This is a genomic window from Nereida ignava, from assembly GCF_001049735.1.
In the GTDB taxonomy this organism is placed as follows: domain Bacteria; phylum Pseudomonadota; class Alphaproteobacteria; order Rhodobacterales; family Rhodobacteraceae; genus Nereida; species Nereida ignava.
Genome location: NZ_CVPC01000002.1, coordinates 290,076 through 313,504 on the forward strand (window position 1 = coordinate 290,076; position 23,429 = coordinate 313,504).

Consider the following 23,429-nt stretch of genomic DNA (forward strand, 5'->3'; position numbering starts at 1 on the left):
ACAGCCTAGCCTACCGGCTTGGTGATACCACTCAAAATGGCCCGTGCGGCGCGCAGCCCTGCCCGTTCCTGCCCACGTCCCAGTCGATCCATCGTGATGTCTAAGGCAGCCGATTGTGTCGCTGGTTTCGCAAAAAGTGTAGATAAGCCCTGCGACACGGCCTCTGCAGTGCAGTTTTCCATCAAAAATTCGGGCACAACCCGCGTTTCAGACACCAGATTAACCAGCGTGACTGTGTCCACCCGCATCAACCGGCGCATGATGGCCGCTGTAAGCCAGTTCATTTTATAGGCAATGACCATCGGCGTTTGTGCGGCGGCAAGTTCTAACGAAACAGTCCCTGATGCAGCCAGCGCAATATCGGCCGCACCAAAGGCGGACAGCTTCTCGGGGTGATCTGCGCTGTCGATCAGGATCGGTTTGACAGACCAATTCGCCGTTAGCTCAGTCACAAGGCCCCTCACTGAAGGCGCTACTGGCAACACAAACCGAGCATTGCTGTGGGTTTGCTGAAAACGCGCAAGCGCTTCCCCAAACACATCTGACAGACGGCGCACTTCCCCACCGCGAGACCCCGGAAGAACCAGAACCAAAGGGGCGTCGTCAGCAATTTGATGGCGCATACGAAATGCCGCGCAGTCTTGCCTGCTCGCCTGAGCAGTATTGGCCACGGGATGGCCTACAAAACTGCATTGCATCCCTGCTGCCTCCATAAAGGGCGGCTCAAACGGTAACAGGGCCAGGACCTGATCTACGTGGCGGGCCATTTTCTGTGCGCGTTTCGGGCGCCACGCCCACACACTGGGTGCTACGTAATGAACGACGCGAATATCGCGCTGCGTTTTGACCAGTTTTGCGACCCTGAGGCAAAAATCAGGGCTATCAATTGTCAGGATTACATCAGGTGTCGCGGCAATAACCGCTTGGGCAGTTTGTGAAATACGCCGTTTCAGGTGGCGGTATTTCGGCAGTATCTCGGCCAAACCCATCACGGACAGCTCTGACATATCGAACAGGCTTTCCAGACCTTGGGCCTGCATATTTGGACCGCCGATGCCCTGAAATGTGATGTTGGGACAAAGCTCTTTCAGCCCCGCCATAACATCACCACCCAGTGCGTCGCCCGATGGCTCACCTGCGATGATGAACACTTTCAAAGGATCAGACATCTCCACGCTGCCGCCTATGCCAGCACGTGTAAAAACAACCCACCGTCGGATGCGGCGGCGATGGTTTTATCAAGCTCCAGAACCTGAGTATTGGGGCCGATCGCGATGCCGTTCAGACCAAGCGCGATGGCACCACGAATGGTTTCCGGCCCAATTGTAGGCAGGTCAATTCGTAGGTCCTGCCCCGCCTTCGGTGCCTTATAAAGCACACCGCCTTCTGGCAAACGAGGGTTCCAGCGAGGGACATCTTGGATTGGTCCGGCCAAAACATCCGTTGCAAAACCCAAAGGGTCCGAAAACACATCTGCCACATCTTGCGCGGGTGCTGCTTGCAGCAAAGATTGCATCATCCAATCGGTGCCCAAAAGCGCCTCAACCGCCAAAACCTGACCATGGGCTGCGATCACTGCTTGCCCAACGTCTGCACCGGCCAGAGCACCATGCACATCACGAGCACGTGCAATATCCTTAATATCACCCTCGGATGGCTTTACAGCCGTCAAATCCCCATGGGGCGGTAGCAGGCCGTCAACAAGTTGCGGGGCAGCGGTGACTTCAAATCCGGCGTCCTCAAAAAGCGAAATCGCCACGCGCAAAGTACTATCATCACCCCCTGCCATTGCTGCCGCAATTTTTGGCACCAATGGTAAAGTGGCCGCATCTATTTTCGATGGGTCAATCTGTGGGCGTGCGACAGCACCTGCGAAACACACCTGGCTCACCCCAAGGTCCGTAAGTGCGGCGAAAAACGTGCCTAATTGTTCCACTCGAAACGGCTGCACATCTGGCAAACTGGGATCAACATCGCCCATTGCGGCAATGACGTGGGCACGGCCCGCAGTTTTGAGCGCGCGATGCACCGCAACAGGCAATTGGCCCTGCCCTGCAATCAGAGCAATCATTTTGGGGTCAGGAAATGGCGATCCGTGGTGCCCGTAACAAAGCGCACCAAATCCGCCACATAATCACTGTCACTGTCTTGAACCAAACGCGCGGCGCGTTCGGCAAAACTGCCCTCGCCTTGCTTCAGCGTTTGAAAAGCCACCCTCAGTGCGGTGATATCCGCACGTGCGACGCCTTTGCGCTTCAACCCAACAAGGTTGAGACCATCCAACTCGCCCCGTGGGCCTTGAACCAATCCATGTGGGATCACATCATTTGTCACCATTGAAAGCGCCCCAATGATAGCGCCCGTACCGATGCGCACAAACTGATGGATGCCGCAGAGCCCACCAATAATAACATCGTCCTCGATCAAACAATGGCCCGCGATTGCGGTCTGGTTCACAATAACTACACGGTCGCCAATCACTGCATCATGGGCAACATGACAGCCCGCCATAAACAACCCGTCATCCCCAACGCGCGTCACGCCACCACCGCCAGACGTGCCGGTGTTCATCGTAACGTGCTCGCGAATGCGGTTCCGCGCTCCTATGATCAGCTTGGTTTGTTCGCCCGCAAACTTAAGGTCTTGCGGGATTTCACCAATGCTTGAGAACGGAAAAATAATCGTCTCAGGGCCGATCTGGGTATCCCCCGCCACAACCACGTGTGATTTGAGAGTGACGCCATCTGCGAGTTTAACGTGCGACCCAACATGACAAAACGGGCCAATCTCAACACCGTCGCCAATGACAGCACCGTCTTCGATGACCGCTGAGGGGTGAATATTTCCACTCATGCTTTGGGCAAATCCATCATTGCTGTGAAATCACATTCAGCGGCCATCTCACCGTCCACTGTTGCAACGCCGCGGAATTTCCATACTTTTCCGCCTGGTTTGCCGCGAGTGGTTTCCACGGCCAAACGCACCACATCGCCCGGCACAACCATGCGCCGGAACTTCGCGTTGTCGATCCCCATAAAGTAAACCAGCAAATCCTTATCGACCATGTCCATCGCAACGCCGACCATCACAGCAGAGGTCTGAGCGAGCGCCTCAATGATGGTCACGCCGGGCATGATAGGTTTAGATGGAAAATGCCCCTGAAAATGCGGCTCATTCATGGTGACATTTTTGATGCCAACAGCAGATTGATACCCGTCAATATCAATAACTTTATCAACAAGTAGAAACGGATAGCGGTGCGGTATGATCCGCTGGATCAAGCCAATATCTGCTGATTTTAGATCTGTCTGGGCTGCGTCGCTCATGAAAGTCACCTGCGTTATATCTTGTTCCCCTGCCTAGCAAAGCGCAGCGGTGGCGGCAAGTTTCATGGGCTGCGGTCGCAGTCACACTGACAGCGTCTACCTTAGTCGGATTTTGTTCCGTCCCCGAGGGCCGCATCAGCCAAACGAATGGCCTCATCCGTGATGTCGATCGCATCCGCCGACAAAAAGACGCTGCCACGCTCGAGCACCGCTACTGCGCGACGCTCGGCCAAAATGTTGGCCAGGATTGGAAGGGCATCGCTGATGAATTCGGCCCGTGCCCGTTCATATCGTTGTGACAGCACGCGCCCTGTTTCATCTTGGGACTGTCGCGCGCGCTGGACACGGATATCAAACACATCGACCATAGCCGAAAATTCATCTGCTGGCGTGACATCACGCAATTCAAGCAAACGCTGTTCTTCGGCTTCAAGCTCTGCCTCTAACTCGCGCTTGGTTTGCACAAGGCGTAACCGCTCTGCCTCAAGATCGGTTGCGACGCGCTTGCCGTATTCGCTGTTTGTAAAGAAGCGGTCACTATCGATCACAAGGACCGCGCTTACCACCACACCTGTGTCAAAGCCGGGTCCGCGCGTTGTTTGTGCCTGCGCCGCACCCACGGCCATGCAAAGCACAGCGCAGAAGGCAAAAACGCCCCTAAGCATCAAAAGCTTGTCGAAACGGAAAGATCAAAGGTTTCCGTTTTGTCGAAGTTCTTTTCAAACTTGAGCGGTTTTGAGAAGTTAAACCGAAGCGGGCCAATCGCGGTATTCCAGAAAATTGAAACGCCGATAGCAGAACGAAGTGAGAAGCTGTCGTCAATCGCACCGCTCAGGTCATCATCCAAACCCCAAACAGAGCCCGCATCAAGGTAAACCCCACCCGAAATACCATACTCTTCCGGCAATCCGATTGGAAAATCTGCCTCAAGTCGCATCACAGCATAATAGTTGCCGCCAACTGCGAAATCCCCCTCGCGAGGGCCAAAACCATTGGGTTCAAAACCTCGCAGACGGCCGCTTGATGCGAAACGATCAGTTACCGAGCTATTGGTGTCGTTCAGCGAGTTTAATGCACCACCTTCCAGTACCGCACGAAGCGTAACTTCATCACTCAGGACCTTTGTAGTTGCTCCAGCAAAGAAACTACTACGAAGATATTCTTTATCTCCCCCTACACCAGCTAAGTCTTGGGAAAACCTAAAAATGAGTCCCGCATCAGGGTTTAACCCCGTGGTACGCGTGTCAAAGCTGTATGTATAACCTACAGAGCTAACAGTTTGCCGCCCTGCACCTTCATCATCACTAAGCAACTGTGAACCTACAGCTACATCAAGCACCTCCTCGAACCCCAGTGAATACCGCAGGCTCAACCGGCCGTTTTCGCTCACAGGGAAGTTGATGGATGGGGACAGACGTGCGCTTTCGGTGTTATAGGCGGCGAAATCACTGTCCGTGGTGCCATAGCTGCCTGACAGACCAAAGCCCAACTCACGGTCCAAAAACGCTGGCTCGTTGAAACTAAAGCTGAGGGATTCGCTGCCATCGGTTGTGTTGAAACCAAGCGAAACAGACTGCCCACGACCCAAGAAGTTACGCTCACGCAACTCAGCTGTCAGACCAAAACCGTTTGCGGTGCCAAAACTCGCCCCGAACGACAGACTGCCGGTGGGTTGTTCTTCCACATCCACGTCAATCACAACTTGATTGGGGCTGGAACCTTCGCGCGCCTGCACGCCCGCATTGCCGAAATAACCCAAAGCGCGGATACGCTCGGCTGAATTGCGGATTTCACGGGGATTGAATGGATCGCCTTCGACCACTTTGAATTGACGGCGAATAACCCGATCAAGCGTTGTCGAGTTGCCTTCAATATCAATGCGCTCAACGAAAATGCGATCACCACGGGTCAGCTCAAACGTCACATCAAGTGTCAGGTCGCGATCGTTGCGCGTCACCCGCGGATCGGCGCGTACAAAGTTCAAGCCCAACTCAAGCGCACGGCGCTCAAGGCGGGCAATGTTGATGTCGATCAAGTTCGGGGAATAGACTGGTGAGCGCCCGACTTTCAGCGCATCTTCGAATGCAGCGGCATCCACATCATCCAAAAGGCTTACAACGTTGACCTCTCCAAGGCGGAACTGCTGGCCTTCTTCGACATCAAATGTGATCAAAAACGCGTCGCGTTCGCGGGTCAGCTCGGATGAGACCCCTTGGATATTGAAATCCACATAACCGCGAGAGGCGTAAAAGTCGCTTAGAACTTGGCGGTCAAAATTCACGCGGTCTTCGATAAACGTGTCGCGGCTAACCACTTGGCGGAAGATACCGGCTTGTTTGGTCTGCAAAACACGGCGCAAGCGGCGGTCGGAATAAGCGCGGTTGCCCGTAAACGACAAGCGCTCAACTTCTACAACGCGGCCTTCAGTTACTTCGAACACAAGATCGACGCGGTTGTCAGAACGGCGGATAATGCTTGGCTTTACAGTTGCTGCCAAACGCCCTTGCTCCGCGTAGGCTTGCGCGATCAGCTCCGCATCCTGTTCGGCCACACTCGGGCTGTAAACGCGGCGCGGTTGCGAGGCGATTAAGCTTTGGACAACCTCATCTTTCAGGCGGCGGTTACCTTCAACATTGATCTGGTTAATTGTGGGGAATTCCGCGACTTCAATCACAAGCGTGCTGCCGCGTGGCGTCAGAACTACGTCCTCAAACAGGCCCGAACTTAGCACACGTTGAAATGCATCGTTTAGCTGGCCTGCACTGATCGTCTCGCCGCGGCTAATGCCAGCAAACGATAGGATGGTAGCCGCCTCAACGCGGGCGTTCCCTTCAATTTCGACGTTATCAAATGTAAAAGACTGCGCGTAGACAGCGCCAGACATAAAGCCGGCAGTCACTGCCGCTAGGCCCGCTCGTTTCATCGTACCTGTTCCGGCACGACATACACCCAAAAGCAAACCCATTAGCTATCCCCAGCAAACCTAAAATCTGGTGCCAGAAATATCCTTTCTACTGCGTGATGTCAAAACGATCTGACAGCCCGCGAAAGGTTATCAGGTGGGCCGTGATTGTTACTGTAAAACGCTGCCAATCACACTGCCTGCCCAAAGTGCAGCAGCAATTGTTGCGAGGTAGAGCGCACGGTCCCAATTCAGGTCCAAAACAAGGCGCATGCTGCGATATGATTGATGAATTGTTTGCATAGATGCCTCCTGAAATCATGACCGCACACACGCGGGATCGTGATGTATCTAGGAGCTAAATGAGGCCGAAATTAGGCGAGGTGCGCAAAGAACCACCTTCGCCTATGTCAAATATCAGCCCGTGCAAAGCCGCAACGTGCGCATCAAACGGCAGGCATCAGGTGCAAAATATATCATGCCCCAAGGCAAATACCATCAGACCCAACAATAACGTCAGCCCTGCGGCCATGAATATCTCAAGTGCGCGCGCTGACGGCTGGCGGCCCGTGATGGCCTCATACGCGTGAAATACCAAATGCCCACCATCCAGAACCGGGATCGGAAACAGGTTCAACATTCCGACGGCCGTAGACAAAAATGCAATAAACCAAATGAAGCTCTGCCCCCCTTGGCTGGCCATCGCGCCGGATGTTTGGGCAATACCTACGGGGCCGTTCAGATTGCACGTACTGATCGCGCCGGTGATAACTTGTTTAAGTCCGTTCAAACTTCCGGTGATGACACCCCATGTTAGCCGTACGCCATCAGTCACGGCTTCTGCTATGTCTACGGGTTCTGTTTTTGGCTCAAAGAACCAGCCCATCCCGATTCCAATCATCCAACGGCGCTCGAACGTTCCGTCCTCTAGTGGCGTGTCGCGCGGCCGCGGGACCAGCGTAAACTGCATGGTCTGACCATCACGCCAGACGTCCAACAGCAATGGCGCCCCTTCGGACGCCACAACGGCCGCCATCACTTGATCCGATGCGAAGACAGGAGACCCGTTTATGGCCGTGATAACGTCATCAATCTTCATGTTCACCGACAGCGCCGCTGATTTTGGCGCAAGACTGGTCACAATTGGAACCGATGGATATGGCCCTGAAACCTCAAGTTGGACGCCGTCCCGCTCAACCACATAGTCGAGGATTGGCTGCTTCGGGAGCGAGCGGAATGTAGCCGCAAACTTTTCTGTTGTCGTCACATCAGAGCCGTTGATTTCAATCAACGCATCGCCGTCCTGAAGCCCCTGCTGCATCTGGGGCGGCAACGACGGCAGTTCAGCGATGGTCAACGGATCCGCAGCTTTGCCGTCCCATAAGATTACACCAGCAAAGATTAGGATCGACAGCGCAAAGTTGAAAAACGGCCCTGCGGTGACGGTGGCAGAGCGTGCCCACAAAGGCGCGCTCGCCATTGTATTGCGTGCAGGGGCTGCCTCACCCTCAGCGCTTCCAACAGAAGCAGCGTTTGCGTCACCCAGAAACTTGACGTACCCGCCGAACGGTAGTGCCGCGATCTGCCATTTAGTGCCGCGCCGATCGACCCATGAATAGAGCACCGGCCCAAAACCAAGGCTAAAGACTTCTGCATGGATGCCCGACCAACGGCCCACAATGTAATGGCCGTACTCGTGGATTGCGACAATCACAGAAAGCGCCACAACAAAGGCCAAAAGCGTGTAGGCGATGCCACCAAACTCACTGATAAGACTTGCTAAATCCATGATGTTATTCGCCCGATCTGCACGCTTTTTGCTGGTGCGTTAGATAAATTACGCGGCTACTGCTTTGCTTTTGATGTCCGCAATCTGCCTAGCCATGTGGTCTGCGGCCTGCACCGTATCAAGGGTGATATCGGCATTTCTGAGGCGATTGTCTGCGTCCATTTGGCTCAGCACCTGCTCAACGACCTGCGCCATATCCAAAAAGCCGATGCGACCCGCGATAAAATGATCAAGCGCGCGCTCTTTCGCGCCGTTGAACACAGCACCTGACAGCCCACCAAGCTCCATCACCTCGCGGGCGAGCCTTAGAGCGGGATACAGTGCTTCGTCTGGGGCGCGGAATGTGAATGATCCAATCTTAGCCAGATCGAGGCGCTCAACAGGCAGCTTGCGCCGCTCAGGCCAGTGAAGCGCAAACCCGATCGCATGACGCATATCAGGCGGGCCAACGTGAGCCATCAGAGCCCCATCATTAAAACCAACGAGCGCATGGATCATGCTTTCAGGGTGGACAAGTGTCTCAATTTGCGACGGAAAAACACCAAAAAACTCTTTAGCTTCAATAAGTTCTAAAGACTTATTAAACATAGATGCGCTATCAATCGTGATCCGCTGCCCCATGTCCCAATTTGGATGACTAGACGCATCTGCAACGGTCGCTGTCCTGATCTTATCAATCGGCCAATCGCGAAAAGCGCCGCCGCTGGCGGTAATTATGACGCGCTCAACAGCAGACATATCTTCACCGATCAGCGCCTGAAAAACAGCTGAGTGTTCGCTATCAACAGGCAGAATGGTCGCATTATTTTCGCGAGCCAAGCGCATCAGTAGTGGGCCCGCAGCGACAAGGGATTCTTTATTTGCCAACGCCAGCGTGGCGCCTTGTTTTACAGCCTCAAGGCTTGGAACAAGACCAGCGACGCCAACAATTGCCGACATAATCCAATCGGCTGGGCGCGCTGCCGCCTCTTTGATCGCGCTTGAGCCTGCCTGCGCATCAACGCCGCTTCCGGCAAGCGCATTACGCAATTCATCAAGGCGCGCGTCATAGCATGTAACGGCTACCTCTGCCCCAAGCTCAATCGCATCTTGAGCCAATTGTTTGATGTTTGCGCCACCTGACAGCGCAACAACCTGATATTCATCAGGGGCGCGGCGGATCAAATCAATCGTATTTTGGCCAATGCTTCCGGTGGCACCGAAGATGCTCACGCGTTTCAAAATGCCACTCCCGGCACATCAAGCACCATCGCGACCAACAGCATCACAAGGGAGGCACCCAACAGCGCATCGAACCGGTCAAACAGGCCCCCATGGCCCGGAATAAGCGTGGAGCTGTCTTTGACACCCATCCGCCGTTTAAGCGCACTTTCGGCGATATCACCCATCTGACCCGCAAAACTAAGCGCTACAGAAATTATGGGAAGAGCCGCGCCAGCATCTGTATTAACCGCAAAAACATAGCCCACCAGCGCCGACAGCACCCAGCCCGCAACGGTTCCTGACCACGTCTTTTTCGGACTGACGCTTGGCCAAAATTTAGGCCCACCAAACGTGCGGCCGGCAAAATATCCGCCGATGTCTGTGACGATCACAATACTGACCAACCAAAGGATCCACACGGTGCCATAAGTTTCGCGGAAATGCACAAGGCCCCATCCTGCAAGCAAAATTCCCAATGCAAAACAGAAACCAGCGAGCCGTTCGCTTTTGAGCGACAACACCAAAAAGACTGGTGGGATCAACAAAAGCGGCAAAAACACATGGTAGTCACTGGCAAGCAAACCCGACAAAACGGATGCCGTTAAAGCCGCCGCCAACATGCCAGGCGTTGGCCGGTCAGGTTGGATCATCATTGCAACTTCCCAAACCATTACGGCCGTCACAAACACCGTTAGCATCTGATACCAGACGCCTCCTGCAACAATTCCCGCCACACCAACGACGGCCATTCCAATGCCAGAAAGTGTACGGGTCTTTAAATCATCCCATTTGGCGGCATCAGTTTTGGTCGGCATCATTGAAGTCTAGGTCTCGGTTAGGGCTTTGGTCAGGGGCGTTGATGCCTGAGTTGGTTCCGAAACGCCACCAAATCGGCGTGACCGGCCACCATACGAGGCCACCACATCCGCAAAAATATCTTTGGTAAAATCCGGCCACAAGGTATCGATAAATTCGTATTCCGCGTAGGCGGACTGCCACAAAAGGAAATTGGAAATACGGGCTTCACCGCTGGTGCGGATCACAAGATCGGGATCCGGCAAGAAATGTGTATCAAGGTAGCGAGGCAGCGTTTCTTCATCCACATCACCGGGCAGCAAAGCACCTGCCTGTACATCTGCAGCCAGCCGCTTCGTCGCGCGTGCGACCTCATCGCGCCCCCCATAGTTCAACGCAATCGTCAGGTGCACTTTGCTGTTAGCGCTTGTGAGCAACTCAAGCTGATCCATCATTTTCACAAGTTTTGTGTCAAGACGTGCCCGGTCACCAATAAAGCGAACACGGACACCTTCCGCCAACAAATCATTCGCTTCGCGCAAAATATAGCGTCGGAACAGCTTCATCAGCCCCGAAACTTCGGTCTGCGTACGTTTCCAATTCTCTGTGGAGAAAGCAAATATCGTAAGGTATTTTACGTCAACGTCGGGGCATGCCCGCACAATTTCCTTGACCCGTTTTGCGCCTGCATGATGACCAAAAAGCCGCGGACGGCCACGCATGGTCGCCCATCTACCGTTACCATCCATAATGACGGCGACGTGATTGGGTCCTTGTTGTGCGTTTTCAGACATCCCTGAAATCTCCTTAAACATTCGCTAGATAGCGCAAGCCTTTGATAATGCTAAACTTGCATGATCTCTGCTTGTTTTACTTCAAGCGCTTCATCGACCGCCTTGATGAATTTATCCGTCATTTCCTGCACTTCGGATTCCCAAATTTTTTGATCATCTTCGGACATGCCGTCGTTCTTGGCCTTTTTGATCTGGTCCATACCGTCACGTCGAATGTTGCGCACACTGACACGGGCGTTCTCGGCGTAGGAGCCCGCAACTTTGGTAAGCTCGCGGCGGCGCTCTTCGTTCAGTTCGGGGATCGGCAGCATGATGATCGTGCCGTTCAGCTGTGGGTTGATGCCAAGGCCACTTTCACGGATCGCTTTTTCGACTTTACCCACAAGGCCTTTGTCCCAAACGTTAATCGTAACCATGCGCGGCTCGGGCACATTGACCGTCCCTACTTGGTTAATCGGCGTCATGGACCCGTAGGCGTCCACCATCACCGGCTCAAGCATTGAACCGGAGGCACGGCCCGTACGCAAAGATGCAAATTCAACCCGCAAATTTGCGATTGCACCGTCCATGCGGCGCTCAAGGTCATCAGTATCAAGAAGAAAATCGTCGGACATATGTTTGCTCGTTTATTAACGGTTTGTTTTCTAAGCTATACCTTGGAAGGGCATTGCAATCCAGTGTTGTGATTAACACGCCTGCCGCGCGCCACGATCCAGCACGCAATTAATCCCAATAAGGCGTTATTGATGGACCCGCGTATAAGTCCCCTCACCCGCCAGAATGCCGCGGAAACCACCGGGTTCATCTAGGCTGAAGACAATAATGGGCAGGCTGTTATCGCGCGCCAAAGCAATCGCACTGGCGTCCATCACGTTCAGGCGCTTGGCGAGAACATCATCATAGGTGACATTGTCGTAGCGCACTGCATCATCGTGTTTTGCGGGATCTTTGTCATAGACGCCATCAACTTTGGTGCCCTTAAAGATTGCCTCACACGACATCTCGTTTGCGCGCAAAGTCGCCGCCGTATCAGTTGTGAAATAGGGGTTGCCCGTGCCAGCAGCAAAGATGCAAACGCGCTTTTTCTCTAGGTGGCGAACGGCGCGGCGGCGAATATAAGGCTCCGCAACTTCGTTCATTGTAATGGCCGAAATGACCCGGGTATGGATGCCATGCCCCTCAAGAGCAGATTGCATCGCCAGTGCATTCATTACGGTCGCGAGCATCCCCATATAGTCAGCCGTTGTCCGCTCCATGCCTTGGGCAGAGCCTTGAAGACCACGGAAAATGTTGCCCCCACCAATCACCATGCAAATCTCGACGCCCATCTCGTGAACGGTCTGCACCTCGCGGGCGATACGCTCCACCGTCGGCGGATGCAGCCCAAATCCCTGGTCGCCCATCAGCGCCTCGCCTGAGATTTTAAGCATAACCCGCTTAAACGTGGTTCCATCGGCCATGTGCTGTCTCCCGCGATCGCTTGCACTTTGTCTTTGCGCCAAAATGGAGTAAACCGCTCGCCGGTTCAATGACCAAAAGGCGCGCATTTTCATGTTTGACACGATCAAGACACTTTCAACGGAACTGCCTGTTTTGATCGCAGGGGCAACCGCGTCGGGAAAGTCCGCTGTAGCCATGGAAATTGCAGCACAAAAAGGCGGGCTCATCGTGAACGCAGATGCGCTGCAAGTGTTCGAAAACTGGCGTGTGTTAACCGCCCGTCCCAGCGTAGAGGATGAGGCGCAAACACCGCACGCACTATACGGTCATGTAGCGGGGAACGGCGCATACTCGGTGGGTCAATGGCTTCGTGATGTGAAGGCGTTGATGGGGAATGAACGTCTGATCATTGTGGGTGGTACCGGTCTAAACTTTCGCGCGCTGACCGAAGGTTTGGCCGAAATCCCCCCCACACCACCCGCAGTTCGCGCGCTTGCAAATGAACGTCTTGAGGCTGATGGGATTAACGTGCTTTTGGCTGAACTCGACGATGAAACCAGAAGCCGCATTGATCCTGCGAACCCGATGCGCGTGACGCGAGCGTGGGAAGTTGCCCAAAGCACCGGCCGCCCGCTGAGCGACTGGCAAGACAACACACCACCGCCGATTGTCACGCTGGCCAACTGTCATCCAATGTTGATCGATGCCCCAAAGGACTGGGTCAACGAACGGATTGAACGGCGCTTTGACATCATGCTTGCGCAAGGCGCATTGGACGAGGCACAGCGAAATCTCGCCACTTGGAACCCCGCGGATCAGTCCGCCAGAGCCATCGGTGCACCGGAGTTAATCCGCCATTTACAGGGTGAGTTAAGTTTAGAGGACGCGCGCACGTTGGCAGTTACCGCTTCACGGCAATACGCGAAACGTCAGCGGACTTGGTTTCGCGCACGTATGGGGAAATGGATCCCGCTCGACCCTACTGGTTAAGGCGACGCAGTCATAAATCGAACACCTATTGATCTTTCTGGGGTCGAAAGCCTTGCTAGAAATATAGTTTTCGAACATCCTAGCCGTCTCGTTAGTTTTTAGTTTTCGGTTATTGATGTCACGAACACCCCTCACACAGACGGTCCCTGACCCCGCCGTGACACCTACATTTCACGTAGGGCCACGGGCGTTTGCCCAAATTATGAAAGGCGGACAATGGCGGTTGTCACTTCCCCACTCGGTACCTTGGCCACAATTCATTTGGATCACGAGAGGCACAGGGTCATTCATGATCGACGGGCGTAAACGCGCGATTTCCGGCGCGGCGATGGCATTCGTGCCTGCAAACACCCTCATGGCACTCGATCTTGGCGCTGGCACATTCGGCTCAGTCATGGCCCTGCCAAGTACCACTGAGGCAAATTTGCCAACTCAAAGTGCATATGTCCGCGTCTCGGACGTAAAACTACAATCAGTGCTAAACGGCTTGTGGGATAATCTTGTGAATGAAGTTGAGCGGCCGACAAAGCACAACTTGGATCAAACTTTAGACGCCGCCAATGAAGCTGCATTAGCAGCCCATGCAGCGCTACTTGGCGTTTGGTTGGTGCGCAACAAAATGCCACACGATCAAACAAAGCCAACCGCCGCCGCAGCACTGTTGGCAGGTTTCACTACACAGCTGGCCAACAAATTTTGTACACCGGACACGGTCAGTGATTATGCCAAGGCCCTCGGCGTGACCGCCACACACCTATCTCGCGTTTGCAATTCAGAATTCGGCGTCCCCGCATCGCGTCTTTTGCAGCTAACGAAACTATACGAAGCGCAGCGTTTGCTTGCTGACACAGGCATCAGCATACAAGAGGCCGCAGCACGCGTGGGCTTTGAAAACGCTGCTTACTTCACACGCGTTTTTCAACAGCAAACGGGCCAAAACCCAACAGGATTTCGCGCCCAAACACGCGCTGCACCCAAACCGCCACGCTCTGCCGCGACAGGCCCAGCGTTAACCGTGAAATTTGGCAGGGCATTGCTGAAGTCCGCACGCCAACGTGGTTAACTTCCGTAGATTTTACGAACGTAGTTTTGTGTTTCCCGAAAGGGAGGCACGCCGCCATGTTTGCGCACGGCACCTGGCCCTGCGTTGTAAGCCGCCAGCGCCAGACGCCACGACCGAAACGTGCGGTACTGCTCTGCAAGGTAGCGCGCGCCACCCTCGAGGTTCTGTTTTGGGTCCTTCGGATCAACCCGCAACTCGCGCGCCGTTGCAGGCATGAGTTGAGCCAGACCAATTGCACCTTTGCTCGACCGTGCCTTGCTATTCCAAGCAGATTCCTGCTGAATAAGCCGCAAAAATAGCCCCTCTGGGACCCGATGTTTGCGCGCAGCTGCCTTGGCAAGCTTCAAATACGGGCCATCATAAGTTCCATAATAACGCAAATCACGCGCCGTCCGAGTTGGAATACTCGCTGATTTAGGCTGTAGCCTGACCGAGTTAGCGTATTGTTTCGATGACCGCCCATCCAGAACATCTGTCTGCGAAGCGAAAAGTGAAGCACGTGATTTAGACGAAAAACCTGTATCAGACGCCTGACTTGCCAACGCAGATGCGGCAACAAACAAGGTACTTAACAAAGATGCCTTCAAAAAACTCATGATGATGCCGTGGCCGTCCGCGTCAGGTTAATTAACATTAAATATAGTTAATTTAGATATGATGACCACCCACAGCGCAAAGGGTAACCACAGGGGCACCCAATTGGGTGTTTCTGAAGCCCGCGATAAAGCCTAAAGTGACGCGAAATGCAGGAATCAATAAGGACATCGACATGGCAGGATCAGTGAACAAGGTCATTCTGATTGGCAACTTGGGGCGCGACCCCGAAGTGCGCACATTTCAGAACGGCGGCAAGGTCTGCAACTTGCGGATTGCGACTTCTGAAACATGGAAAGACCGCAACACAGGTGAGCGCAAAGAACGCACCGAATGGCACTCTGTAGCTATTTTCAGCGAGCCGCTGGCCAAAGTAGCCGAGCAATATCTGCGCAAGGGTTCCAAAGTGTACCTTGAGGGCCAGCTTGAAACACGCAAGTGGCAAGACCAAAGCGGCCAAGACAAGTATTCCACAGAAGTAGTTCTTCGTCCCTACACCAGCACGCTGACAATGCTTGACGGACGCGGTGACAACAACGGTGGTGGCAGCATGGGCGGCGGCGGTGGCGGCGGTTACATGGCCGACGATCGGAGCGGCGGCGGATACGATAGCGGTCCATCATACGGCGGTGGAATGGGTGGCGGCGCGCCTAGCCCTTCAAATGATTTAGATGATGAAATTCCATTTTAATCAAATGGTTATAGGTTGAAATTGATGTAAGGCGCTCAGTAAATCGAGCGCCTTCTTTGTTGGGCCACCTATCTATCGGGCATCTTCCAGAACACTGCGCACCACATCCACAGGCACGTCAGTGGTAACAAACGCCTCACCAATGCCCCGCGCCATAATGAAACGCAGCTGCCCATCGATGACCTTCTTGTCTTGTGACATCAGATCGATGAGGGCGTCAGTTGACGGAAGCTCCCCATCGATATCACGCAAATCAACTTTCATACCCATTGCCCGCAAATGAGCGCGCACACGGCTTGGCGCTTCTTGAGCGCACAGCCCCAACCGCATTGAAGCCTCAAAAGCCAAGGCGCAGCCAATCGCGACCCCTTCACCGTGCAAAAGGCGATCAGACGCATAGTCTGTGGCGGTTTCAAGTGCATGGCAAAACGTGTGCCCAAGGTTTAGCAGAGCACGATCCCCCTGCTCTGTCTCATCCCGCACCACAATGTCAGCTTTCATCTGAACAGAGCGGCGCACGGCCTCAATGCGCAAATCAACATCTCCTGCAGCCATTGCAGGTGCATTCTCTTCAAGCCATTCAAAAAACGCGGCACTTCCCAGAAGCCCGTATTTCACAACTTCACCGTAGCCTGCCAAAAAATCACGGCTTTGCAATGTCCCAAGTACGCCCACATCCGCCAACACCAAACTCGGCTGGTGAAATGCACCGATCAGATTTTTACCGTGGGGGGCGTTAATGCCTGTTTTACCACCAACGGAGCTGTCGACCTGCGCCAAAAGTGACGTTGGGATCTGCACAAACCGCACACCGCGCCGTAAAATCGCAGCGGCAAAGCCTACCAAATCACCAATCACGCCACCGCCAAAAGCAACAACAACGTCACCACGTTCTACTTTTTGGTCCAACAGCCACTCAACTGTTTTACTCAAATGCGGCCAACTTTTTGTACTCTCACCGGCGGGTAGTTCTAATGATGTCATTTCGACACTATCTGCGGCAAGACCCGCGCGCAGTGCATCCAAGTGCAACGAAGCCACGTTTTCATCGGTGACCACAGCCACTTTTGGCCGCCGCAGCAAAGGTAAAATTTGCGCTCCGGCTGATGCGATTAGACCAGTTCCAATCCGCACGTCATAGGCTCTGCTATCAAGCGGAACGTGAACCGTGGCCTTAGTTGCGCCATGTATGGGGGAGGTTTTTGTCATCGAAATTAGTCCTTCAAAAACGCAAATAAGGCGCGCTGCACAGCCGTGGTCGTCTCAGCGATGCTTCCCTGCCCATATTCCACCTGAATGTCTGCGCGGCGGTAGTGAGCCACCCGCGCATCGAATAGCGCGTTCAAGGTAGCGCGTGGGTTTTCAGTCCGTAAAAGCGGCCGAGTATCTTTATGACGAACCCGCTCCCAAAGCACATCAAGCGGCACGTCAAGCCACACAGAAACGCCTTTGCTAGCGATTAGATCACGATTGGTAGGCGCCAGAAAAGCGCCCCCTCCAGTACTCAAAATACACGGTGGGCCAGACAGCAAACGGTCTATTACCTCGGTCTCGCGCTGACGAAAAAAGTCTTCGCCGTCCCGTTCAAATATCTCTGCGATGGTACGTTGGGCGGCGGCTTCAATCTCGGCATCACTATCAACAAACGGCACATCGAGAGCATGGGCCAACGCACGACCAATTGCCGTTTTACCAGCCCCCATCATGCCAACCATCACAACCGTTTTTGAAAGGCTCTGCGCCATCGTGTACGTCACCCCGAACATCGTTTGCCGCGCCTGTCACTTACCTATCAGATAAGCGCCCGCCCGCCGTTTTCCGTCTCACCCCACGTGAATGCCGTGAGTTTTGCAAAAAGACCATATACAACTGCAATAATTCGCTCAATTATGGGCTAAAGTCGCGGCAATGCACCGCGTCATCTGGTTGAGTACAGTGTGGAAACATGTAGCTAAGCTGGGAAATCGAGGCAGAAAAGAAAGTTCGACGCTATGATAGGACGACTTTTTAAATTTATCGGATATCTCGCAGTTTTGGCGATCATCGGGCTGGTGGCCTTTGCGTATCTTGGGCCGATGGTGATGCCTGATGCCTTCGCCCCACCGCAAACTTCAGTCACAAAACCCATCACTTTGAGTGTCGAGTGATGCAGGCCAAGCACGTGGGTCTAGCGGGTTTTGCGTGCTGCCTATGGGCTTGCATGGCGTCCGCACAAGAAGAGCCATTATCAACCATTGATTGGCTAAGCGAGACACTGCGCGGCCCACAAACGGTTCCTCCAGCCGGTACGCTACCATTGATCAACCTTGATGCAACTGTACGTAGTTTGACCCTTCGCCCTGGCGGCAATTTGGCCGAACAGATCACGATACCGGAAGTCACCGTCGAGCCACTTGGCGCGCCCAAAACACGTGCTGTTGGTCTCAGCCCGCCAAGTGCTACTGGCCTGCCCCACACGCTTTGGACAGCCAGCGATCCTGAAACTCTTTCCCCCTTGCTTAGAGCGGTCGGGGCACCGACAATTCCTGCGATGCAGCAGCTTTTACGCCGATTGCTGGTTGCGGAGGCAGACACACCAATTACACGCGACCCAGAGGCTGATATCTTGGTCGCACGCGTGGACGCCTTGTTGGCAATGGGGGACGTAGAGACAAGTCTGGCACTGCTCGATCAGGCAGGTGCGATGACCCCGCAACTGTTTGCACGTTGGTTTGATCTGTCACTGCTGACTGGTACGGAAGACGCCGCATGCACAGCACTTATGGCCAACGTAGCCCTACGTGCAGCACTGCCAACTCGTGTCTTTTGCCTGTCACGCACAGGGGACTGGAACGCCGCAGCTTTGACGCTAAAAACAGGCGAAGCCTTGGGAGAAATTCCAGCGGATAAAGCAGCCCTTTTAGCACAATTTCTTGATCCAGAATTGGCTGAGGAAAGTATTAATCTGGCACCACGACGCGCAATTACACCACTGGAATTCACTTTGCGCCGTGCGATTGGAACACCACTGCCTACCACCACGCTCCCCCTCGCTTATGCCACTACAGCGCTGACGCCAGACAACGGTTGGAAAACGCAAATTGACGCCGCCATCCGACTTGCGCGTACGGGTAGCTTATCATCAAACCGACTGCTGGATGTGATGACAGCCAACATCCCATCCGCATCAGGGGGCGTTTGGGAATTGGCAGAAGCATGGCAACGCCTTGATATCTCCGTAACGGCTAGAAATCCTTCGGCCATCAGCCGTGCACTCCCTACAGCTTGGATCGAGGCGCGAAAAGTCGGTGTGCAAACAGCGATGGCCGACCTCTACAGTGAGCCTCTAAAGGACTTGCCGCTGACCGGTCCGGCCCAAATTACGCGCGCTGAAATGATGTTGGTATCACCCCTTTATGAAAGCGTGTCTGCCAAGGACACCGCCAACACTGATCTAGCTTTCGCGCAGTCGGTCGCCGTAGGGACCCCAATTGCATCCCTTGCGGGCAGCTTGATTGAGCGGATCATTGTGGACGGATTTGCGACAAACACCCTGCCCCCACAGAACGCAGAGTTGCTCCGCCAAGGAAAATTGGGCGAGACACTTGTCCGCGCGATTGTCACCGCAGAACAGGCGGCGACGGGCGACTTGCGTGACATCGCACAGGTCATCGCGCTGCTGCGCCAAACAGGTCTGGAAAGCACTGCTCGCCAATTGGCCTTGAACCTGCTTTTGATCGATAGGCTACGCACATGACTGTCGTTCATTCTGACGCCTATCTGATCAAAGCGTTTCTTGAGGCACAAGCCGCTGAATTGGACGCCGCCACGAATACACAGCTGGCCTATGCCCGTGATCTGACGGATGTGAGTGGCTATTTGAACCACAAAGATGAAAACTTTGCCTCTGCCACACGCCAGCACGTGGAGAATTATCTAGTGCATTGCGATGCCCAAGGGTTTGCAAAATCTACCCGCGCGCGGCGATTATCGGCGATGAAACAGCTCTTTCGGTTTATGTTTGAAGAAGGGTTGCGAGCAGATAACCCAGCCATTCAGATCAAAGGCCCCGGCCGCAGTAAAGCACTGCCCAAAACGTTATCCATGGATGAAGTCGAACGGCTGCTTCGAACCGCGCGTACGATCGGCAGGACTGAAAATGACCGATTGCGAAACGCCTGCCTGATGGAGCTTTTGTACGCCACGGGAATGCGTGTGACCGAACTTGTCAGCCTCCCCGTAAGTGCTGCACGCGGTGATCCGCGGATGCTGTTGGTTCGTGGCAAAGGCGGTAAAGAACGGATGGTTCCCCTGTCTGCCCCCGCCCGTGACGCGCTTGGGGCGTGGCTTACTGCATGGGACACCAAAGATACCCTAAGCAGAGCCAAAGGGCTTCCAAGCTCGAAATATCTTTTTCCATCGCCTTCAAAAGACGGGCATCTAACACGCCATGGGTTTTACATTTTTATCAAAGACTTATCTTTCAAAGCTGAAGTTGACCCCGCAAAAGTAACACCGCACACGATGCGCCATGCTTTTGCCACGCACCTTCTTGAGAACGGCGCTGATCTACGGTCCATTCAGGTGCTTCTTGGGCATGCTGATGTCGCCACAACCGAGATTTACACACATGTTTTGGATGAACGTCTCAAGGCGCTTGTGCTTGAACATCATCCCTTATCTACCGCTCCCGATCGCAACAACTAAGGGCAAAACGCCTGCCAAGCCCTTGATTTTCACGGCAAACACCCTTCATAGCTAACACAGGGTTATTTAAGGACTTAAAACCAGTGGACACAGCCTTTTGGGTTACGTCGGGCGGAATTGTACTTCTGCTTGTACTGTCGGGCTTCTTTTCAGGCTCGGAAACTGCACTAACAGCTGCCTCACGTGGCAAACTCCGCGCGCAAGCTGACAAAGGCAGCCAAGGGGCCGAGCGCGCACTGGCCATCACCGAAGACAACGAACGGCTGATCGGTTCGGTCCTTCTGGGCAACAACCTCGTCAACATTCTAGCAACCTCGCTGGCGACAGCCTTGCTGACCCGCGTGTTTGGCGAAAGCGGTGTTGCGCTTGCCACCCTGATTATGACGCTGCTTGTTCTGATCTTTGCAGAGGTGCTGCCCAAGACATACGCCATCACAAATGCCGAAACCGCCGCCGCCGCAGTTTCAGGCCCCATTTCGGTTGTCGTCAAAGTATTCTCGCCAATTGTGGCCACCGTACGGGTATTGGTCCGTGCCGTACTAAGCGTTTTCGGTGTTCAGACCGATCCTGATGACCATATTTTGGCCGTGCGCGAAGAGATTGCCGGTGCGCTTAATCTTGGCCACTCAGAAGGTGTTGTGGAAAAAGAAGACCGCGACCGCATCTTGGGCGCACTTGATCTGAGTGACCGGACGGTAGAGGAAATCATGCTTCACCGCTCGGGCATTGAAATGATCAACGCTGACGATGATCCCGAAACTGTATTGTCGCAATGTCTTGCCTCAAGCCACACCCGCTTGCCCGTTTACCGCGATGAGCCTGAGAACATTATTGGCGTCGTGCACGCAAAGGACTTGCTGCGCGCTATTGATAAATTGGTGCGTGGCCCAGATGCAGATCCTGCGGGTCTGTCGCGGTTTCAAGTGGGCGATGTGGCGATGGCCCCCTATTTTGTGCCTGAAACCACGACGCTTGATGATCAAATGCGTGAGTTTTTGCGTCGCCACACTCACTTTGCGCTGGTGGTTGATGAGTACGGCGCCCTGCAGGGCTTGATCACCCTTGAGGATATTCTGGAAGAAATCGTTGGCGAAATCGCGGACGAATTTGACGAGGCAAAAGAGCCAGAGTTTATCGCTGACACCGATGGAACGTACACCCTGGATGGTGCCATGACGATCCGCGATGCGAACCGCGCACTTGATTGGTCGTTGCCAGATGACGAAGCCGTCACCCTTGCGGGCCTTGTCATTCACGAAGCGCAAACGATCCCTGCCGAAGGACAAGTATTCTCATTCCACGGTTTCCGGTTTGAAGTCGCGAGCCGTGAAGCAAACCGTTTGGCAGAGTTGAAAGTGCGCAAAGTCGGCTGAACGCAGAGAAACCAAATTAAGGGGCGATTTAACGCCCCCGAAATAACCCACCCAAAATACCGCGTACAATACGCCGCCCCGTTGTGCCTTTCATCTCTTTCAGAACGACCTTGCCGATCTCAGCACCAAGCGAGGTGCTGCTGCGCCGCGGTGCACGCGCTGTTGAGCGGCCAACTTTCGTACCACTGTACCGCCTGTTTGACAGGTACTCGCGCTCTGCGACTTGCAGTTCTTCCTCTTTCTCCTCAGCAGCAAGGGCAGCATCCGCCGCCTGCTCTGCCCGCTTGCTAAGCGTTTCAAAAGCCGACTGCCGATCAATAAGTGTCTCGTATTTCCCCGCAATCGCTGAATTCGCGATACATGTCGCCCGCTCGCTGACCGAGATCGGACCGAGTTGTGAGGACGGCGGTCGGATCAACGTCCGTTCGGCCACTCCCGGAACACCTTTGTCCTCTAGGAAAGATGTCACCGCTTCACCGACACCGACTTCAGTAATGGCTTGTTCAATATCAAACGCAGGATTTTCGCGGTATGTCTCGGCGGCCAATCTAAGGGCCTTTTTATCCCGTGCCGTAAACGCGCGCAAAGCATGCTGCACACGGTTACCAAGCTGACCCAGAATGTCTTCTGGCACATCGGCGGGGTTTTGCGTGATGAAGTACACACCAACACCTTTGGACCGGATCAAACGGGCAACCTGCTCGACTTTGTCGACCAACACCTTGGGTGCATCGTCAAACAACAAATGCGCCTCATCAAAGAAAAAGACCAGTTTCGGTTTGTCCGGATTACCCACCTCGGGCAGCTCCTCGAACAGCTCAGACAGGAGCCACAACAAAAAAGTCGCATAAAGCTTTGGCGCGTTCATTAGCTTATCAGAAGCTAAAATGTTAACACGCCCACGCGGACCATTGGGGGTGACATCAACGGCCATCAAATCGCTAAGTGCGAGTGCCGGTTCACCAAAAAGATGTGCCGCACCTTGGTTTTCAAGCACCAGCAACCGCCGTTGGATCGCGCCAACGGACTGGCTGCTCACATGCCCATATCGCAGCCCGAGTTCTTTGCCGTTTTGTCCCACCCAAACCAAAAGCGCTTGAAGATCTTTGAGGTCCAACAGGGCCAATCCTTGTTCATCTGCGACCCGAAACGCGATGTTAAGAACGCCTTCCTGCGCCTCTGACAGCTCAAGCATACGCGACAACAATAGCGGACCCATTTCAGCAACGGTCGTTCGCACAGGATGGCCTTGCTCGCCGTAAAGGTCCCAAAAACACACAGGGAAAGCTTCATAGGAAAAGTCATCAAGCCCGATTGTATTCACGCGTTTTTGAAAAGCGTCGTGCAACTTGTGACCGGCATCACCGGCCTTGGCCAAGCCAGACAAATCCCCTTTAACATCGGACATGAAGACAGGGACACCTGCACGACTAAAACCCTCTGCCAAAATTTGAAGGGTCACGGTTTTGCCTGTTCCCGTGGCCCCTGCGATCAACCCGTGACGGTTTGCGTACTCAAGCTTTAGGTGTTGCTGCTGTGCATAGTCCGGCCCACCGCCGCCAACTATCAATGTTTTTTGCGCCAATGTTCGTGACCCCTACCTAACTCGTAAACAAAATTGCCTTAATTCAAAAATATAGCGTTAACGATTGTATGTCACACTAATCCTATGCAGCGTAGTCGGTTTTCAGCGGTGCATTCCTCCCTGAAGGACTGGCCGCGGCGCATGATTAGTCGCGGTCCTTTTTTGTGCACTGCATCCTGATCATGCTCAATTGCTGTG

General features: G+C 54.0%; 24 protein-coding genes. 7 read left to right on the top strand and 17 right to left on the bottom strand.

Translation table 11 applies throughout. The features are described from left to right. Nucleotides 1–5 precede the first annotated feature (5 nt). From lpxB to pyrH, 13 genes are all read right to left on the bottom strand, one after another. A complete protein-coding gene (gene lpxB / locus NIG5292_RS01600) occupies nt 6–1,169 on the bottom strand; it encodes a lipid-A-disaccharide synthase (RefSeq protein ID WP_048597598.1) in 1,164 nt (387 codons plus the stop codon). Nucleotides 1,170–1,183: 14 nt separating this feature from the next. Next, on the bottom strand, nt 1,184–2,071 hold the full coding sequence (locus NIG5292_RS01605) for an LpxI family protein (protein ID WP_048597599.1): 888 nt from the start codon (nt 2,069–2,071) through the stop codon (nt 1,184–1,186). After that, a complete protein-coding gene (gene lpxA / locus NIG5292_RS01610) occupies nt 2,068–2,853 on the bottom strand; it encodes an acyl-ACP--UDP-N-acetylglucosamine O-acyltransferase (RefSeq protein WP_048597600.1) in 786 nt (261 codons plus the stop codon). The genes NIG5292_RS01605 and lpxA overlap by 4 nt, the downstream gene beginning before the upstream one ends. Continuing rightward, nucleotides 2,850–3,326: a 3-hydroxyacyl-ACP dehydratase FabZ gene (gene fabZ / locus NIG5292_RS01615; protein WP_048597601.1), complete on the bottom strand. Its 477-nt coding sequence runs from the start codon at nt 3,324–3,326 to the stop codon at nt 2,850–2,852. The genes lpxA and fabZ overlap by 4 nt, the downstream gene beginning before the upstream one ends. A 101-nt stretch (nt 3,327–3,427) precedes the next feature. Then, nucleotides 3,428–3,952, bottom strand: a complete 525-nt coding sequence (locus tag NIG5292_RS01620) for an OmpH/Skp family outer membrane protein (protein WP_158441638.1) — start codon at nt 3,950–3,952, stop codon at nt 3,428–3,430. A 38-nt stretch (nt 3,953–3,990) separates the two neighbouring features. Then, entirely contained in the window at nt 3,991–6,291 is a 2,301-nt protein-coding gene (bamA, locus tag NIG5292_RS01625; RefSeq protein WP_048597603.1) for an outer membrane protein assembly factor BamA, read from the bottom strand. 108 nt (nt 6,292–6,399) lie between these two features. Then, nucleotides 6,400–6,531: a hypothetical protein gene (locus NIG5292_RS15255; RefSeq protein WP_267884453.1), complete on the bottom strand. Its 132-nt coding sequence runs from the start codon at nt 6,529–6,531 to the stop codon at nt 6,400–6,402. 157 nt (nt 6,532–6,688) lie between these two features. Beyond that, on the bottom strand, nt 6,689–8,017 hold the full coding sequence (gene rseP / locus NIG5292_RS01630; RefSeq protein WP_048597604.1) for an RIP metalloprotease RseP: 1,329 nt from the start codon (nt 8,015–8,017) through the stop codon (nt 6,689–6,691). 48 nt (nt 8,018–8,065) lie between these two features. Next, nucleotides 8,066–9,238, bottom strand: coding sequence for a 1-deoxy-D-xylulose-5-phosphate reductoisomerase (dxr, locus tag NIG5292_RS01635; RefSeq protein ID WP_048597605.1), 1,173 nt, complete (start codon nt 9,236–9,238; stop codon nt 8,066–8,068). Next, a complete protein-coding gene (locus tag NIG5292_RS01640; protein ID WP_143081956.1) occupies nt 9,235–10,035 on the bottom strand; it encodes a phosphatidate cytidylyltransferase in 801 nt (266 codons plus the stop codon). The genes dxr and NIG5292_RS01640 overlap by 4 nt, the downstream gene beginning before the upstream one ends. 9 nt (nt 10,036–10,044) lie before the next feature. Continuing rightward, nucleotides 10,045–10,809, bottom strand: a complete 765-nt coding sequence (gene uppS / locus NIG5292_RS01645) for a polyprenyl diphosphate synthase (protein WP_082136583.1) — start codon at nt 10,807–10,809, stop codon at nt 10,045–10,047. Nucleotides 10,810–10,859: 50 nt separating this feature from the next. Beyond that, on the bottom strand, nt 10,860–11,423 hold the full coding sequence (gene frr / locus NIG5292_RS01650; RefSeq protein WP_048597608.1) for a ribosome recycling factor: 564 nt from the start codon (nt 11,421–11,423) through the stop codon (nt 10,860–10,862). Between the two features lie 126 nt (nt 11,424–11,549). After that, nucleotides 11,550–12,269: a UMP kinase gene (pyrH, locus tag NIG5292_RS01655; RefSeq protein WP_048597724.1), complete on the bottom strand. Its 720-nt coding sequence runs from the start codon at nt 12,267–12,269 to the stop codon at nt 11,550–11,552. Between the two features lie 91 nt (nt 12,270–12,360). Here pyrH and miaA point away from each other — a divergent pair, with 91 nt between their 5' ends. After that, entirely contained in the window at nt 12,361–13,239 is an 879-nt protein-coding gene (gene miaA, locus NIG5292_RS01660) for a tRNA (adenosine(37)-N6)-dimethylallyltransferase MiaA (RefSeq protein ID WP_048597609.1), read from the top strand. Between the two features lie 289 nt (nt 13,240–13,528). Then, nucleotides 13,529–14,302 (top strand): helix-turn-helix domain-containing protein, encoded by a 774-nt coding sequence (locus NIG5292_RS01665; protein WP_048597610.1) that lies wholly within the window; start codon nt 13,529–13,531, stop codon nt 14,300–14,302. Here NIG5292_RS01665 and NIG5292_RS01670 read toward each other — a convergent pair. After that, nucleotides 14,299–14,898 (bottom strand): lytic transglycosylase domain-containing protein, encoded by a 600-nt coding sequence (locus tag NIG5292_RS01670; RefSeq protein ID WP_053084817.1) that lies wholly within the window; start codon nt 14,896–14,898, stop codon nt 14,299–14,301. The genes NIG5292_RS01665 and NIG5292_RS01670 overlap by 4 nt on opposite strands. A gap of 173 nt (nt 14,899–15,071) precedes the next feature. Here NIG5292_RS01670 and ssb point away from each other — a divergent pair, with 173 nt between their 5' ends. Further along, nucleotides 15,072–15,587, top strand: a complete 516-nt coding sequence (ssb, locus tag NIG5292_RS01675) for a single-stranded DNA-binding protein (protein WP_048597611.1) — start codon at nt 15,072–15,074, stop codon at nt 15,585–15,587. A gap of 72 nt (nt 15,588–15,659) precedes the next feature. Here ssb and aroB read toward each other — a convergent pair whose 3' ends face one another. Then, complete coding sequence (gene aroB, locus NIG5292_RS01680) at nt 15,660–16,796, bottom strand: 3-dehydroquinate synthase (protein ID WP_048597612.1); 1,137 nt, start codon at nt 16,794–16,796, stop codon at nt 15,660–15,662. A 5-nt stretch (nt 16,797–16,801) separates the two neighbouring features. Next, nucleotides 16,802–17,332, bottom strand: coding sequence for a shikimate kinase (locus NIG5292_RS01685; RefSeq protein WP_048597726.1), 531 nt, complete (start codon nt 17,330–17,332; stop codon nt 16,802–16,804). A gap of 246 nt (nt 17,333–17,578) precedes the next feature. Here NIG5292_RS01685 and NIG5292_RS14915 point away from each other — a divergent pair, with 246 nt between their 5' ends. The 4 genes from NIG5292_RS14915 to NIG5292_RS01700 all read left to right on the top strand — a co-directional run bounded on the left by NIG5292_RS14915 (nt 17,579) and on the right by NIG5292_RS01700 (nt 21,646). Next, a complete protein-coding gene (locus NIG5292_RS14915; protein ID WP_158441639.1) occupies nt 17,579–17,734 on the top strand; it encodes a hypothetical protein in 156 nt (51 codons plus the stop codon). A gap of 53 nt (nt 17,735–17,787) precedes the next feature. Continuing rightward, the gene (locus NIG5292_RS01690; protein ID WP_083420740.1) at nt 17,788–19,323 is read left to right on the top strand and encodes a hypothetical protein; all 1,536 of its coding nucleotides are present in this window, start codon (nt 17,788–17,790) and stop codon (nt 19,321–19,323) included. Continuing rightward, on the top strand, nt 19,320–20,273 hold the full coding sequence (locus tag NIG5292_RS01695; protein ID WP_048597614.1) for a site-specific tyrosine recombinase XerD: 954 nt from the start codon (nt 19,320–19,322) through the stop codon (nt 20,271–20,273). Before NIG5292_RS01690 ends, NIG5292_RS01695 begins: the two co-directional genes overlap by 4 nt. Before the next feature lie 83 nt (nt 20,274–20,356). Further along, nucleotides 20,357–21,646 carry an HlyC/CorC family transporter gene (locus NIG5292_RS01700; protein WP_048597615.1) on the top strand — a complete coding sequence of 430 codons (1,290 nt, stop codon included), beginning with the start codon at nt 20,357–20,359 and terminating at the stop codon, nt 21,644–21,646. 28 nt (nt 21,647–21,674) lie between these two features. Here the strand turns inward: NIG5292_RS01700 and NIG5292_RS01705 are convergent, their stop codons facing one another. Then, nucleotides 21,675–23,231: a helicase HerA-like domain-containing protein gene (locus tag NIG5292_RS01705; RefSeq protein ID WP_048597616.1), complete on the bottom strand. Its 1,557-nt coding sequence runs from the start codon at nt 23,229–23,231 to the stop codon at nt 21,675–21,677. Nucleotides 23,232–23,429: the final 198 nt, after the last annotated feature.